This window comes from Cecembia calidifontis, from assembly GCF_004216715.1.
Taxonomy (GTDB): domain Bacteria; phylum Bacteroidota; class Bacteroidia; order Cytophagales; family Cyclobacteriaceae; genus Cecembia_A; species Cecembia_A calidifontis.
The window spans coordinates 4,210,783-4,225,885 of record NZ_SGXG01000001.1; the positions used below are offsets into that span (position 1 = coordinate 4,210,783).

A 15,103-nucleotide genomic window follows, 5' to 3' on the forward strand; every position below is an offset into this window, starting at 1 on the left:
CCATTCTTATGGCTTCATCCACCAAATACATCTTTATTACCGGAGGGGTTACCTCCTCTCTTGGAAAGGGAATCATTGCAGCCTCATTGGCCAAGTTACTTCAGGCCCGGGGATTCAGTGTGACCATTCAAAAATTTGACCCTTACCTGAACATCGACCCGGGTACCCTTAATCCTTATGAGCATGGAGAGTGCTATGTGACTGAGGATGGGGCAGAGACCGACTTGGATTTGGGACATTATGAGCGCTTCCTGAACACCCCTACTTCCCAGGCAAACAATGTGACTACAGGAAGAATTTATAATAATGTCATCACCAAAGAGAGGAAGGGAGAATTTCTTGGAAAAACCGTTCAGGTAATTCCCCACATCACGGATGAAATCAAAAGGAATTTTTTCAAACTGGGAGAAGATGAAAAATATGATGTCATCATCACAGAAATTGGAGGATGTGTCGGTGATATAGAATCTTTGCCATTTATTGAAGCCGTGAGACAGGCTAAATGGGAAATCGGTGCTAACAATTTTTTGGTCATCCACCTAACCCTGATCCCCTATCTGGCTGCTGCCAAGGAGCTAAAAACAAAACCTACCCAGCATTCCGTCAAACAATTGCTTGAAGCAGGTATACAGCCAGATATATTGGTCTGCAGGACTGAGCACCCTCTTCCATTGGAAGTGAAAAAGAAACTTTCGCTATTCTGTAACGTAGAGCTGAATTGTGTGATTGAAGCGATGGATGCAGAAACCATCTACGATGTTCCCCTTTTGATGAAAAAGGAAAAACTGGATGAGCGGGTGATGTCAAAACTGAAACTCACTACAAAAAACAAGGCTGAACTCGATCAATGGAAAGACTTCCTGGGAAGACTCAAAAACCCGACCCAGGAGACCAATATTGCGCTGGTCGGAAAATACGTGTCCTTACCGGATGCCTATAAATCTATCATTGAGTCCTTTGTGCACGCGGGCGCAGCTGTTGAATGCAAAGTGCATCTGCACCTGATTTCTTCAGAAGAAATCAATGCTGATAATATCACTAAAAAGCTGGATAACATGGATGGAATCCTGGTGGCTCCCGGCTTTGGAGAAAGAGGACTTGAAGGTAAGATAGAAACTGTTAAATTTGCCCGCGAAAACAACATTCCCTTCTTTGGAATTTGTTTGGGTATGCAGGTAGCGGTAATTGAATATGCCAGGAATGTACTGGGGCTCATCGATGCAAACAGTACGGAAATGGATACTTACACCCCTTATCCTGTCATAGCTTTGATGGAAGAGCAAAAAAACCTGGAATTGATGGGCGGTACGATGAGGTTGGGTTCCTATCCTTGCGAATTGAAAAAAGGTAGTAAAGCTTTTCAGGCCTATGGGAAACAAAAAATTCATGAAAGACACAGACATAGGTATGAGTTCAACAACCATTTTCTTGCTCAATTTGAAGAAAAAGGAATGCTGGCCACAGGAATAAACCCCGATACCAAACTGGTTGAAATCATGGAAATCAAAGAACATCCTTGGTTTGTAGGCGTTCAATTCCATCCAGAATATAAAAGTACCGTATTGAATCCCCACCCATTATTTGTGAGGTTTATTTCGGCAACATTGGAAAACAAAAAAATAAAGTAATATTTCGGCCCTCTTCACCGAAAGGTAACTCAAAGACAAGAAAGGTAGACCTTAATTGCTTTAAGTTACCTTTGGTTTTTGAAGGACTATTAAAGTAAAAAGTATGGATAGAAACCAAGCGACAGGATTAATCCTTTTCGCAGTAGTATTGCTGGTGTATTCGATTTTCTTTGCGACAACACCGGAACCGGTCAGGGAAGAAAACCAACAAACGACTGTACCTTCCCAAACTGAAGAAACAGAGACAGGCGGAGACCTGCTGATCCAGTTTGCAGCGGAACCTGACAGCATACAGGATATCATTGCCCAACGGCAATTTGGAATTTTTGCGCCCATGACCAGGGGAACAGAAGAAACTGTCACATTGGAAAATGATAAAATGATAGTTACTTTTTCAACCAAAGGAGCAGAAATTTCCCGGGTAGAGCTCAAAGATTTTAAAACCTGGGACCAGAGGCCATTGGTGATTTTAGATGAAAACAGTTCCGACATTGACTATTCCATCCAAACAGACAAAGGACCTTTAAGCCTCAACCAGCTTTTCTTCAACCCCACCCTCTCCAGTTCAGAAACTGAAGGAATAAAGTCCAACATTTTGACATTTACAGCTCAAGCCGGAAATGCCAGAATTACCAGAACCTATGAATTGAGGGAAGGCCAATATACCCTGGAGAAGAACCTTGAGTTTTCCGGACTGGGAAATACCCTAAAGGAAAATCAAGTTCAAATATTGTGGGATGACCGCCTTCAAAGGCAGGAACAGGACATAGAGGAGTCTAGGAGAAAAACAAATATCAATTTTTTCACAACTGCTGGATCCCATGACGACCTAAGCCTAACCTCCTCTTCTGATGAAGCAGACATAAAAGAACCTGTCAAGTGGGTAAGTTTCAGTCAAAGATTCTTCACCTCTGCTATTATTGCAGGTAGTCAATTCAACAATGTCAGTCTGAAACAGGAAACGCCTTCCGATACCCTTTCTATCAAAAACATGAAAGCAAGTATGCTTTTGCCTTTGGATAATGGAAGGGCAGAATTAACTTATTTCTTTGGACCGAACAATTACAATATCCTGAAAAAAGTCACCCCGGGATTTGAGCATAACGTGGACATGGGTTATTTCTTTGTAAGCTGGGTAAACAAATACATTATCGTCAATTTGTTCCAGTTTTTGGAGAAATATTTCAGCAATTATGGTGTCATCATTATCCTGATTGTTTTGATCATCAAGCTTGCACTATTCCCCTTGACCTATAAGTCCTACATTGGCATGGCCAAAATGAGGGTAATCAAACCTGAAATTGATGAATTGAAAGAAAAATTCGGTAATGATCCCGCCAAAATGCAGCAAGAGCAAATGAAACTTTTCGGACAATTGGGAGTAAGCCCTATTTCTGGTTGCTTGCCGATGTTGCTGCAAATGCCATTCCTCTTTGCCATGTTCTTCTTCTTCCCCAATTCTATAGAATTGAGACAGGAATCATTCTTATGGGCACATGACCTTTCTACCTATGATGCCATAGTAAGACTTCCCTTTACCATTCCTTTCTATGGGGCACATGTCAGTTTATTTACTTTGTTGATGACAATATCGCAAATAGCCTATACCCATTTCAACAATCAGTTGACTGCTCAGACTGGGCCTATGAAAAACCTGGGTTACATTATGCCTGTTATTTTCATGTTTGTCCTAAACTCTTTCCCTGCGGCATTGAGCTTCTACTATTTTGTGTCCAACATGGTCACATTCGGTCAGCAAGCCTTGATCAAGATGTTTGTTGATGATGCAAAAATCAGGGAGAAAATTGAGGAGTACAGAAAGAAGAATGTCAACAAAAAGAAATCCAAGTTTCAGCAAAAGTTGGAAGAAGCCATGAAAGCTGCGGAAGCCAACAAAAAGAAAAAAGATTAAAAATTGAACGAAGCTGTCCTCTAAATTAGGACAGCTTTTTTTTATTTATCGATTGATATTTCAAACTGACCGATGGAGTATACAGTGGTAAAAATCAATTCTTTAAAAATATCCACAAGACAATGTGGAAAATATTTCGTTTTTGGACTGGATATAAATCCTATATTTGTAAGCTGAGAAAACCAAAAGACCGAAAGCAACATGATCGATATAACTTACTACGGACATTCTACCTTTTTGGTGAAAATTGGAGATAAAAAAATATTGTTTGACCCATTTATTAGCCCCAATGGAAAGGCCACCCATATTGATATCCATAAGATCAAAGCGGATTATGTATTGCTTAGTCATGGACATGAAGACCATGTTGCGGATGCTGAGAAAATAACAAAGGCCTCAGATGCGATATTGGTTTCAAATTATGAAATAGCCGTATGGTTTGCTCAGAAAGGAGTGGAAAAATACCATCCTATGAACCATGGAGGCAAAAAAGTTTTTGATTTTGGAAAAGTCAAGTATGTAAACGCAGTGCACAGCAGTACACTTCCTGATGGAAGTCCAGGTGGTAATCCTGGTGGCTTTGTGGTGCAGCATGAAAAAGGCTGTTTCTACTATGCCGGTGATACGGCACTTACTTATGACATGAAACTTATTGGGGAGGAGTTCAAGATTGATTTTGCTTTTCTTCCGATCGGTGACAATTTTACCATGGGCATTGATGATGCCATCAAAGCGGCTGATTTTGTAGGAACAAAAAAAATCATAGCCATGCACTACGATACTTTTCCATATATAGAGATCGATCTCGAAGCGGCAAAAAAAGCTGCTGGGAGGGCAGGAAAAGAATTGATTTTACTTAATATTGGAGATTCAATCACCCTATAAATAAAAAAATGGGAAAAGTTATTGCCATTGCGAACCAAAAAGGTGGAGTCGGAAAAACCACTACCGCGATGAATTTGGCTGCCAGTTTGGCTGTTTTAGAATTTAAAACATTGGTCATTGATGCTGATCCTCAGGCCAACACCACATCAGGATTGGGGCATGACCCCAAGAATATTGACACCAGTATTTATGAGTGCATGGTGGATGGTACAGATATCGAATCAATCATCTTAAAAACAGAAATCGACAATCTAGACCTTGTCCCATCGCACATAGACTTAGTCGGTGCAGAAGTGGAAATGATTAACCTGGAAAACAGGGAAGAAAAAATGAGAGGGGTAATCTCAAAGGTGAAGGATAAGTATGACTTTGTGATAATTGATTGTTCTCCGTCTTTGGGTCTAATCACAATCAATGCATTAACGGCAGCGGATTCAGTAATCATACCGGTGCAGTGTGAATATTTTGCTTTGGAAGGCTTGGGAAAATTACTCAATACGATTAAGATCATTCAAACGAGGCTGAACCCAAATCTTGAGATTGAAGGCATCTTGCTTACCATGTATGATGTCAGGTTAAGACTCAGCAACCAAGTCGTAGATGAAGTCAAAATGCATTTCAAAAACCTGGTATTTGAAACGATTATTCCAAGAAATGTCAAATTGAGTGAATCACCAAGTTTTGGGCTTCCTGTTATCGCGTTTGATGCGGAGGGAAAAGGAGCCATGGCTTACCTCAATCTAGCCAATGAAATTGCCACCAAAAACGGGATGGAGAGAGTAAACTGATATATTGATTATGGCGGACAAAAAACCTATAGTTAAAAAAAATGCACTCGGAAGAGGATTGGGAGCCTTACTTCAGGATTCTCCGCAGAAAGGAAAAAACCAAGATGAAGCACCTGCTGCACCCGTAGTAGGCATCTATGAGATACCTTTGTCAGAGATCCAGGTAAACCCCTATCAGCCAAGAACGCATTTTGACAAAGAAGCTTTACAGGAACTGTCCGAATCCATAAAAGTTCAGGGTATTATACAGCCTATTACAGTAAGAAAACTCGCTGATGGGGAGTATCAATTGATCTCTGGCGAAAGGAGGTTCCAGGCTTCCAAAATGGCAGGTTTGGAAAAAGTGCCTGCCTATGTAAGGACCGCCAATGATCAGCAGATGCTGGAAATGGCATTGATCGAAAATATTCAGCGGGAAAACCTTAACTCTCTAGAAATCGCCCATTCTTATCAAAGGTTATTGACAGAATGTAACCTCAAACAAGAAGAACTTGGCGAAAGGGTTGGCAAAAACAGAACTACTGTTAACAATTACCTGCGCCTATTGAAATTGCCACCGGATATTCAGGCAGGATTACGGGATAACCTGATTTCCATGGGGCATGCCCGGGCAATTATCAATGTTGAAGATATTGACAAACAGCTGGCTATTTATAAAAGAACCATTGCAGAAGAACTCAGTGTCCGTAAAGTAGAAGCCCTAGTAAAAGCCTTGAACAGCGAACCTGAAGAAAAACTTGCATCTAAAACCCAGGGATTAGATCCTGTCAAAAAGTACGAAATCGGCAAAATCCAACAAAGGTTGGCCTCCCATTTCGGAACCAAGGTACAACTTAAAGCAGACGGAAAAAATAAAGGAGAAATCAAAATCCCTTTCCAATCTGCTGATGACCTGAACCGAATTCTTGAAATCTTGGACATAATATAAAGCCTTGATTACGGCAGTTGACCATCCAAAAACTTACAATATGAAAAGGGCAATGATACTGAAAGGTTTCATTGCTGTTTTTGTTTTATTGGTTTTGCATCCCTTGGATGGCATAGCCCAACAAATAAAAGCAGATACTCTATCCATCAACCTAAGGCCGGAAGGTTATAAAGATCCGAAAAAAGCAACCATACTATCAGCCATAATTCCAGGCGCAGGACAAGTGTATAACGGCAAAGCTTGGAAAGTGCCTATACTCTATGGCGGATTTGCTACTAATATTTATTTTATCGATTTCAATAACCGCAGATATCAAGCTTTAAAGGAGGCCCTATTTCAATTTGATAGGCAGGAACCTAACAATTTTCCCAATCTAAACAGGGATGGGTTAGTGAGACAGGTCAACTTTTGGCGAAGGAACAGAGATTTGAATTATTTCTTATTCATCGGTATCTATGCACTCAACATCATCGATGCACAGGTGGACGCCCATCTGTCAACCTTTGATGTCAGTGATGATTTAAGCTTTCGGTTTGAACCAAATATTGAAACCTTAACAGCAGGGGGAACCTTATTTGGATTATCTATGAAAATAAACTTCTGATATGAATATACTATTATTGGGATATGGCAAAATGGGAAAAATAATCGGAGAAATCGCCGAGTCCAGAGGTCACCATATCATTGCCAAAATCAACATTGACAATAGAGAAGAATTGGATGGCTTAAATCCTGAAAATATTGATGTGGCAATCGAATTCAGTCAACCGGATGCAGCAGTCGAAAATATAAGTTGGGCCATAAATAGAGGCATACCTGTAGTTTCAGGTACTACAGGTTGGCTTGATAAAAAACCTGCCATTGCCGCTTTGGCATTGGAAAAAGAAACGGCATTCTTCTATGCTTCCAATTACAGCATAGGGGTCAATGTTTTTTTTAAAGTGAACAAATTTCTGGCTTCCTTGATGAAAGATCAATCCGACTATAAAGTCAGCATGGAAGAAATCCACCATACCGAGAAAAAAGACGCTCCTAGTGGAACAGCCATTACCTTGGCAGAAGGGATCATACAACAAAATCCACATTATACCGGTTGGAAACTGTCCGGCGACCCGACCGCTAATGAACATGATGTGATCATTACATCAAAACGGATCGACCCTGCCCCGGGCACACACATTATACGCTATCAATCTGAAATAGATGATATTGAAATCAGTCATACTGCCCATAGCCGCAAAGGATTTGCACTTGGCGCAGTTTTGGTGGCTGAATGGATTAAAGACAAAAAAGGTGTATTATCAATGGATGATTTCCTATCTTTCTAAAATTTTTGAGTGAAATGAAAGAAGTAAAAAAGAAAAAATCAGCCGCAAGAGAATGGCTTGATGCTTTGGTATTCGCAGTCATTGCAGCTTCTCTGATCCGATGGCTACTATTGGAACCATTTACTATTCCTACAGCTTCAATGGAAAAATCCCTTCTAGTAGGAGACTTTCTCTTTGTGAGCAAAATGCATTATGGAACCCGAATCCCAAGGACTCCTCTTCAGATTCCTTTGACGCATCAAAAAATATGGGGCACAGAGACCAATTCCTATGTTGATTGGATCCAACTCCCTTATTTCAGGTTACCGGGCTTCTCTTCCGTTAAAAGAAACGATGTTGTCGTTTTTAATTTTCCCTCGGAATTTGAATATCCGGTTGACCTCAAAACCAATTACATCAAAAGAGCAGTGGCCATTCCTGGAGACGAGATTGAAATAGCACTGACCAACGTATTTATCAATGGAGAGCCTGCCTATAAACCGGAAGGGTTACAATTTTCCTATGATGTAATGACCAGCAGGAACCTCAGTGCTGATTTTTTCAGTGATTATGGCATCAGTCCGGAAGGCTTTATGTCTTTCACAAATGGTTCCGGTTATCTTGTAATGACCACGGAAGAAACTGCAGAAAGATTGCGTAAATCACCAGCTATTGGCAATGTAACCATTCGTATGGAGAGAGAAGGAATGGGAGATCCAAAGATTTTTCCTGATGGCGCTTATTTTGGTTGGAATAAAGATAATTTTGGTCCTTTAAAAGTCCCTGCCAAAGGATGGACCATTACAATGGACACCGAAAATATTGCAAAATACTCTTATACCATTGAAAAATTTGAGGGGCATAAAAATGTGGAAGTCAGGGATAACCAACTCTACATTGACGGCCAAAAAGTGGAAACATATACCTTCAAGCAGGATTATTACTTTATGATGGGAGATAACCGTCATGATTCATTGGATTCCAGGTATTGGGGATTTGTTCCCGAAGACCATATTGTAGGAAAAGCCTGGTTCTTGTGGCTGTCTTTGGATAAGCACAAATCCATGTTCAGCAAAATCCGTTGGAACAGGTTCTTCAAGGGTATTAAATAAAAAAACGCCTCACAGATTTATGTGGGGCATTTTTTTTTTACCAATTGATCGCTGCTAATCCCTTTTCTTTCAGATAAGCATTAGTTTTCGAAAAATGACCACATCCCAAAAATCCACGGTGTGCAGAAAGCGGCGATGGATGTGGAGCGTGAAGTTTGAGATGCTTATCATCCGAAATAAATGCAGCCTTCTTTTGTGCATAGGCTCCCCAAAGCATAAAAACCACGTTTTCTTTTTCAAGGGCAATTTTACGGATCACCGCATCCGTAAAAATCTCCCATCCTTGATTTTGATGTGATCCTGCCTGATGTGCCCTGACCGTCAGGGTAGCATTGAGTAACAAAACCCCTTGATCAGCCCACCGGGAAAGGTCACCATTAGAAGGAATGGACAGCCCTAAATCCCTGTTGAGTTCCTTAAAAATGTTCAAAAGGCTGGGTGGAAAAGGGACGCCTTCCCTCACTGAGAAAGAAAGTCCATGCGCCTGGCCCGGTCCGTGGTAGGGGTCTTGACCCAATATGACCACCTTCGTTTTTTCAAAACTACAATGGTTAAAGGCATTGAAAATTTCCTTTCCCTTGGGAAAGATTTGATTGTTTTGGTATTCACTTCTTATAAATTCAGCCAATTTATCGAAATAAGGCTTTTTGAACTCTTCTTCCAGTCTTTCTTTCCAGCTTTCCTCAATTTTGACATCCATTTTGACTCTATTACGTTGTTAATAAAGATTTAAAATTCTAACTTTAAGTTTTTGATTAACTCCTTGAATTGAACTATGGTCACCGCCATTACAGAAGGTATAAGAGTAAGTGTTGAGACTACCTATCAGGCAGAATTTTCAAGTCCCCATCAGCACCATTATGTTTTCACTTACAAGGTAAAGATAGAAAACAACAGCAGTCATACCATACAATTGATGCGCCGGAGATGGGAAATTGTTGATGCAGGGGACAATACAAAATTCGTAGAAGGGGATGGAGTGGTTGGACTACAGCCAGTTCTTGAACCCGGTGCTTCTCATGAATATGTTTCTGGTTGTAACCTTAAGTCCGGTTTGGGCAAAATGAGGGGGGTATACATCATGGAAAAACTTTTTGACGGCAAATTGATTGAAGTTCGGATTCCTGAATTCCAATTAATCTCCGACATTTTTGACAATTGATTTGAAAAAATACCTCTACCCTATTTCCGAATCTATTCGGTATTGGCTATTGAAGGAGGATAGATTTTCTCTTCAGGGGCCATACATTTCAGATCTTTATAATGGCTTATTAAAATACCTTAAAAACTCCAGTTCAAATGATCTGGACCTCGAAGATTGGAGAAAAAAACTTCTCAAAGACAGTGACATCTTAGTAATTGAAGATTTTGGAGAGGGTTCGAAAAAGCTAAAAAAAAGTCAATTTCGGAAGACCAAAGATGTAACCCGATATAGTACTACCGGGAGAAAATTCAGTCAAATCTATCAATATTTTTGCCTTCAAACTCCTGGCTTGAAGGTTTTAGAGTTGGGTACTTGTACAGGGATAAACACCTTATACCTTTCAAGAGTAACCAAAGGTGAACTCTTTACTTTTGAGGGAGCAGAAAGCCTTATTCACAAAGCAAAAGAAGGTCCCGGGGCCGAAAAACCAATTTATGTCCAAGGAAACATAAAAGAAACCCTCGCCCCAATAGTTCAGAAAATCCGGAAAGTTGATTTCGCACTTATCGATGCAACTCATAATTTTGAGGGGACTTTTGGGTATTTTCAAACCCTGCTACCCTATCTCCATGAGGAAAGCATCGTGGCGGTCGCAGATATCCACTGGTCCAATGAAATGTACAAGGCATGGAATAAGATCTGTCAAACAGAACAGGTCTCTTTAAGCATTGATTTCTTTGAGTGCGGAATCCTGATTTTCAAAAAAGGCATTCAAAAATCCCATTTTATCCTGGATGTTTAATTTTTCCTTAGCTGCACAAACAATTCACTGCCCTGTCTTGGGGGAATGGAGTTGTAACATGGTTCCAATTTCAATATTTCAAACTCAGGCATAAAATATTGGCTATATTCTTCCTTACTGCCCCCAAAAGGAGGTCCTTCATGGGCAAACTCCCTTGCAAACATCACCCCTGTAAGTTTCCCTCCTGGAAGTAAAAGATCATGCATTTTCCGGACATAATCCTTTCTCAATTGGGGATCCAGGGCGCAGAAGAAGGTTTGTTCCAGAATTAGATCATATTTTCCTTCATGTGAAAAGAAGTTTTCAAGAAAAATATTGGAAACTGGAAAATCAGGACAAGATTTCTTAAATTGAGCAATAGGAACAGGAGAGAAATCAAGAATATGAACTTTTTCAAAGCCCATACCAAAGGCATAGACGGCTTCATAGGCGTTTCCTGCTCCCGGAATTAAAATCTTTAGATCTTTATTGGAAATTTGGTCTAAATATTGCTTTAGGGGTGTTGAAGGTGATCCTATGTCCCAGCCGGTAGATTTTTCATTATATCGGTTGGTCCAGTAAGCTTCATCTAAAAACATGTCATTCAAATTTAATAAGTAGACAAAAATACAAGGAAAATACAATGGAAACCAACCTCCAAGACAAACCAAAAAAAAGTGAAAACGGTAAGAACATATTGATTATCGTTTTGGTGATTTTGGTCATTATCAGCGGTATCAAGCTCTACGCTGATTACAGAGATAAGACAAAAAAATCTGAAGAAATCCTTATCCTGTCAGAAGAAAACAATGATCTCAACAGAAGACTTGATTCCATGACCTTTCAATTGGACCTTAGAATTCAGGAAATTGAAAAATTGGGAGGGGATGTCAAGGCCCTGGAAGAAATGAAGGAGCAATTGATAGCTGAAAGGAATTCAGATAGAAAACGTTCTGCCGAAGAAATAGCGGCACTCAATCGTAGAATTGATAATTATGCAAGGACACTCCAGGAAAAAGACGCAGAGATTCTTCAGCTCCGGGAGGTAAATCAACAGCTTGTCACGGAAAACCAAAGCTTGAAAAGCACGCAAGCCCAGATTGAAGATGAGGTAGTCAAATTGAATCAGAAACAGCAGGAATTACAGGAAAAAGTCAATATTGCTGCAGTTTTAAGGGCGGAAAACATCAATATAGCCGCTGTAAATTCAAGGGGAAGAGAGCGGGAAGACGGTTTTAGAAACCGCCAAATAGAGAAACTAAAAATTTCTTTTAACTTGGCTGACAACAAAGTAGCAGAGCATGGAAATAAAGATGTCTATGTGCAGGTAATCGCTCCTAATAACCAGCCCATATTTGATGTGGCGAAAGGAAGCGGAACATTTACCATTGATGGCAGAGAAGAATTCTATACAGTACATCAGGATATTTACTTCAACAACACCAAACAGACCTTGACCTATTATTACGAAAAAGGAAGCAGGTATGCACCTGGCATCTATGAAGTAAGAATTTTTGCAGAAGGTCATCAAATCGGCAATAAAACATTTGAGGTAAAATAAGATTTAAAAAGAAAAAAAAGGGGGGGGGGCTGACCGGTGAAGATGATCATCCCCTCTTTTTTTTATGTCCACTTGGAAAATAAGGGGATTTATTCTACTTTTGCGCTCTGTTTAATTAATACAGATAAACTTATACAAACATGTTCCAGAAAAATTATGAAACGGTATTCATTTTAACTCCCGTTTTGTCTGAAATTCAGATGAAGGATACCGTAGACAAGTTTGTAAACTTGTTAAAAGAAGAGGGAGCAGATGTCATCAATGTTGAAAATTGGGGTCTTAAAAAACTGGCTTACCCAATTCAGAAAAAAAGCACCGGTTTCTACGTTTTGGTTGAATTCAAAGCACTTCCAACTGTGATCAACAAATTGGAAATTGAATTCAGAAGAGACGAGAAAGTAATGCGTTTCTTGACCACAGTGTTGGACAAGCACGCAATTGCTTATGCTGAAAGAAGAAGAAAAGGTGAATTTAACAAAAAAGCTGAAGCTAAGGAGGAGCAAGCCTAATGACACTTAAGAACGAACCCATCAACAGAGTTGAAAACAGAAAAAAATACTGCCGTTTCAAAAAACACGGTATCAAGTATATTGATTACAAAGACCCTAACTTCCTTTTGAAGTTTGTCAATGAGCAAGGAAAAATCCTTCCTAGAAGATTGACTGGTAACTCTGCGAAATATCAGAGGAAAGTAGCCAATGCAATCAAGAAAGCAAGACATCTGGCGCTTTTACCATTCGTAACTGACGGCTTGAAATAATCCGTTTTTGCTCGAATCATTCATTAAAAAAATCGTAAGACAATGGAAGTTATTCTAAAAACAGACATAAAAGGACTAGGTTATAAAAATGACTTGGTAGAAGTAAAGCCAGGTTACGGAAGAAACTACCTAATCCCTCAAGGATATGCAGTTTTAGCCACAGATTCTAACAAAAAAATCTTGGCTGAAAATATCAAACAAGCTGCACACAAAGCTGAAAAGATCAAGAAAGAAGCTGAAGAAATTGCAGCTAAACTTGCCGGAATCACTTTGGAAATCAAAGCTAAGATCGGCGAATCAGGCAAAATCTTCGGTAAAGTTACAACACTTCAGATTTCTGATGCCTTGGCTGAAAATGGAATTAACATTGACAGAAAGAAAATTTCAATCAATGTACCTGTTCAGACTGCTGGTGAATTCGAAGCTGAAGTTGATCTTCACAGAGAAGTGAAAAGTGCAGTGAAATTTGTAGTAGTAGGAGAATAATTTACCCTACTTCAAAAAATTAAAAAAGCCATCTAAAATTAGATGGCTTTTTTATTGCATAAGGTCTTTCGAAACAAGTCAATCCTAAGAATTGAATCAGTTCATAACGATTTTTTCAAGATCATCCACCAACTTTTTGGCAACAGCCTTACTGTTCTCTTCTCGTTTGGCTTTAAAAAGCTCCAAAGCTTTTTTACTTTTTTCAATCACACCTACTGGATTATTGTCATACTTGTAACTGTTCCAGCACCAAGAAAGCTCAGCATGAAGCTTTTCATCCAATTTAAGTTTTTCAAGTTTCTCCAAAGTTGAAACAATTGTTTTTTCGGAAATTTTTACAGACATGAGTTTATAGATTTAATAAATTGTTGTTTTCTTTTATAAATTTTCAACAAAACAAGGAATTTATTTTCGGAATAACAAAAAAAATCAACCCTTATTGATTGATAATCAACATGAAATCGATTTCGCCGGCCAAAATAAAGGAAATTTTTTCTTCAAATAGTCCTTATCTTGGCAGAAAAAAATCCGATGGAAAGGAAACAAAGTTTACAAGAAGAATTCGCCAACAGTATTAGCCATGGCTTCGGTATTTTATTCAGTATAGTCGCCATCTCCCTTTTGGTAACCTTCTCCATGCTGAACGGTACTGCCATCCACATCGTCAGTTGCAGCATATTCGGAGCCTCTATATTGATTCTCTATACATTTTCTACGCTTTATCATGCTTTTCAGGAAGAGAAAATCAAATCCTGGCTGAGAACCTTTGATCATATAGGGATTTATTTTCTTATAGCAGGAACATATACGCCTTTTCTACTTTTGGCAGTTGGAGGGTTTTGGGGATGGGTTTTCTTTGGGATCATCTGGAGCCTGACACTGTTCGGGGTAATTTTTAAAATATTTTACACCCACCGATTCAAAAAAGCATCGCTCATACTCTACTTGGGAATGGGATGGATGGCCATTTTTTTAATCAAACCTCTTGTAGAAAACCTTAGCACTACCGTTTTGCTGCTAATTGCTGGGGGAGGAATCAGTTACACCCTTGGTACCCTTTTTTATACCCGGCCGCATCAAAGATTTGCCCACACTATTTGGCACATCTTCGTACTTGCAGGCACTGTATTTCATTTTATTGCCATCCTGTTTATGCTGACTGAAATTCAGGCCTAATTTTTTCCAATTGAAATTTAGAAAGTTAGACAGAATACCAAAAAAACTTTATAGCCATATTTGCAAAAAAAAGAAAGAGCCCCTACATTTGTGACACCTTTTGAAGGAAGGGTATCAAGACTGACCGATGGTGTAACTGGCAACACGTCTGATTTTGGTTCAGAAGAGTCTAGGTTCGAGCCCTAGTCGGTCAACAAAAAAGGCAGTTTAAAACTGCCTTTTTTGTTTTTACCCCTCTTGATTGAATCAATTACCCCATAATTTCCACTATCAATTCCTTCTTATAAAATGAGCTGTTAGGCTTATGTCTCTTGGGGGCATATTAAACACATAAGTCAAATCATAGCTGGCAATCTCATTGCCAATGGCCCAGTGGGAAAAATTAAAACCTGGCCTGGGTTCAGCGCTAACCTCTACCCTTGTCCCTTCCGGAATTTCTTTTAATTCAATACTTTCTTGCGGCCTCTCATCAGAAAGCCCCAAATCCAAACAAGATGTCATGAATAGAGACATCATCAAGAACATGCCAATCCAGGCTCTTTTCAAACTTATCATAAATATATCGGTCTAGTTAATTTATAATCCAAATACCCAACTCATCCCCTCCTTTAATTCAATTCTTGTCAACTTAATCA

The 15,103-nt window shown here is 39.4% G+C and carries 19 protein-coding genes and 1 tRNA gene; 16 read left to right on the forward strand and 4 right to left on the reverse strand.

The genetic code is table 11. The features are described 5' to 3' along the window. Positions 1 to 8: 8 nt before the first annotated feature. The 8 genes from BC751_RS18150 (at position 9) to lepB (ending at position 8,560) form a co-directional block, all read left to right on the forward strand. Positions 9 to 1,628 carry a CTP synthase gene (locus BC751_RS18150; RefSeq protein ID WP_130276866.1) on the forward strand — a complete coding sequence of 540 codons (1,620 nt, stop codon included), beginning with the start codon at positions 9 to 11 and terminating at the stop codon, positions 1,626 to 1,628. A gap of 103 nt (positions 1,629 to 1,731) precedes the next feature. Next, positions 1,732 to 3,540, forward strand: coding sequence for a membrane protein insertase YidC (yidC, locus tag BC751_RS18155; RefSeq protein ID WP_130276867.1), 1,809 nt, complete (start codon positions 1,732 to 1,734; stop codon positions 3,538 to 3,540). Between the two features lie 201 nt (positions 3,541 to 3,741). After that, complete coding sequence (locus BC751_RS18160) at positions 3,742 to 4,425, forward strand: metal-dependent hydrolase (protein WP_207226915.1); 684 nt, start codon at positions 3,742 to 3,744, stop codon at positions 4,423 to 4,425. 8 nt (positions 4,426 to 4,433) lie between these two features. Next, complete coding sequence (locus BC751_RS18165; RefSeq protein ID WP_130276868.1) at positions 4,434 to 5,213, forward strand: ParA family protein; 780 nt, start codon at positions 4,434 to 4,436, stop codon at positions 5,211 to 5,213. Between the two features lie 10 nt (positions 5,214 to 5,223). Beyond that, positions 5,224 to 6,141: a ParB/RepB/Spo0J family partition protein gene (locus tag BC751_RS18170; RefSeq protein ID WP_130276869.1), complete on the forward strand. Its 918-nt coding sequence runs from the start codon at positions 5,224 to 5,226 to the stop codon at positions 6,139 to 6,141. 40 nt (positions 6,142 to 6,181) lie between these two features. Next, positions 6,182 to 6,745 carry a DUF5683 domain-containing protein gene (locus tag BC751_RS18175; protein WP_242617527.1) on the forward strand — a complete coding sequence of 188 codons (564 nt, stop codon included), beginning with the start codon at positions 6,182 to 6,184 and terminating at the stop codon, positions 6,743 to 6,745. 1 nt (position 6,746) lies between these two features. Further along, on the forward strand, positions 6,747 to 7,469 hold the full coding sequence (gene dapB / locus BC751_RS18180) for a 4-hydroxy-tetrahydrodipicolinate reductase (protein WP_130276870.1): 723 nt from the start codon (positions 6,747 to 6,749) through the stop codon (positions 7,467 to 7,469). 14 nt (positions 7,470 to 7,483) lie between these two features. Beyond that, entirely contained in the window at positions 7,484 to 8,560 is a 1,077-nt protein-coding gene (gene lepB / locus BC751_RS18185; RefSeq protein ID WP_130276871.1) for a signal peptidase I, read from the forward strand. Positions 8,561 to 8,597: 37 nt separating this feature from the next. On the opposite strand, the gene ung is transcribed toward lepB, so the two are convergent. After that, on the reverse strand, positions 8,598 to 9,260 hold the full coding sequence (gene ung / locus BC751_RS18190) for a uracil-DNA glycosylase (protein WP_130276872.1): 663 nt from the start codon (positions 9,258 to 9,260) through the stop codon (positions 8,598 to 8,600). Positions 9,261 to 9,335: 75 nt separating this feature from the next. Here ung and apaG point away from each other — a divergent pair, with 75 nt between their 5' ends. Further along, on the forward strand, positions 9,336 to 9,722 hold the full coding sequence (gene apaG, locus BC751_RS18195) for a Co2+/Mg2+ efflux protein ApaG (RefSeq protein WP_130276873.1): 387 nt from the start codon (positions 9,336 to 9,338) through the stop codon (positions 9,720 to 9,722). A 1-nt stretch (position 9,723) separates the two neighbouring features. Continuing rightward, positions 9,724 to 10,506 (forward strand): class I SAM-dependent methyltransferase, encoded by a 783-nt coding sequence (locus BC751_RS18200; RefSeq protein ID WP_242617528.1) that lies wholly within the window; start codon positions 9,724 to 9,726, stop codon positions 10,504 to 10,506. Here BC751_RS18200 and BC751_RS18205 read toward each other — a convergent pair. Continuing rightward, positions 10,503 to 11,084, reverse strand: a complete 582-nt coding sequence (locus BC751_RS18205; protein WP_130276875.1) for a class I SAM-dependent methyltransferase — start codon at positions 11,082 to 11,084, stop codon at positions 10,503 to 10,505. The genes BC751_RS18200 and BC751_RS18205 overlap by 4 nt on opposite strands. A gap of 44 nt (positions 11,085 to 11,128) precedes the next feature. Between BC751_RS18205 and BC751_RS18210 the strand changes: the two genes are divergently transcribed. From BC751_RS18210 to rplI, 4 genes are all read left to right on the forward strand, one after another. After that, entirely contained in the window at positions 11,129 to 12,046 is a 918-nt protein-coding gene (locus BC751_RS18210; protein ID WP_130276876.1) for a hypothetical protein, read from the forward strand. Positions 12,047 to 12,186: 140 nt separating this feature from the next. Next, positions 12,187 to 12,555 carry a 30S ribosomal protein S6 gene (gene rpsF / locus BC751_RS18215; protein ID WP_130276877.1) on the forward strand — a complete coding sequence of 123 codons (369 nt, stop codon included), beginning with the start codon at positions 12,187 to 12,189 and terminating at the stop codon, positions 12,553 to 12,555. Further along, positions 12,555 to 12,806 carry a 30S ribosomal protein S18 gene (gene rpsR, locus BC751_RS18220; RefSeq protein WP_010610122.1) on the forward strand — a complete coding sequence of 84 codons (252 nt, stop codon included), beginning with the start codon at positions 12,555 to 12,557 and terminating at the stop codon, positions 12,804 to 12,806. Before rpsF ends, rpsR begins: the two co-directional genes overlap by 1 nt. Before the next feature lie 42 nt (positions 12,807 to 12,848). Next, positions 12,849 to 13,292: a 50S ribosomal protein L9 gene (gene rplI / locus BC751_RS18225; protein ID WP_130276878.1), complete on the forward strand. Its 444-nt coding sequence runs from the start codon at positions 12,849 to 12,851 to the stop codon at positions 13,290 to 13,292. A gap of 96 nt (positions 13,293 to 13,388) precedes the next feature. Here rplI and BC751_RS18230 read toward each other — a convergent pair whose 3' ends face one another. Continuing rightward, positions 13,389 to 13,637, reverse strand: a complete 249-nt coding sequence (locus tag BC751_RS18230; protein WP_130276879.1) for a hypothetical protein — start codon at positions 13,635 to 13,637, stop codon at positions 13,389 to 13,391. A gap of 186 nt (positions 13,638 to 13,823) precedes the next feature. Here BC751_RS18230 and trhA point away from each other — a divergent pair, with 186 nt between their 5' ends. After that, entirely contained in the window at positions 13,824 to 14,468 is a 645-nt protein-coding gene (gene trhA, locus BC751_RS18235; protein WP_130276880.1) for a PAQR family membrane homeostasis protein TrhA, read from the forward strand. Between the two features lie 121 nt (positions 14,469 to 14,589). Next, positions 14,590 to 14,662 (forward strand) — tRNA-Gln (locus BC751_RS18240). A gap of 76 nt (positions 14,663 to 14,738) precedes the next feature. Here the strand turns inward: BC751_RS18240 and BC751_RS18245 are convergent. Then, positions 14,739 to 15,023 (reverse strand): InlB B-repeat-containing protein, encoded by a 285-nt coding sequence (locus BC751_RS18245; protein WP_207226916.1) that lies wholly within the window; start codon positions 15,021 to 15,023, stop codon positions 14,739 to 14,741. Between the last annotated feature and the right edge of the window lie 80 nt (positions 15,024 to 15,103).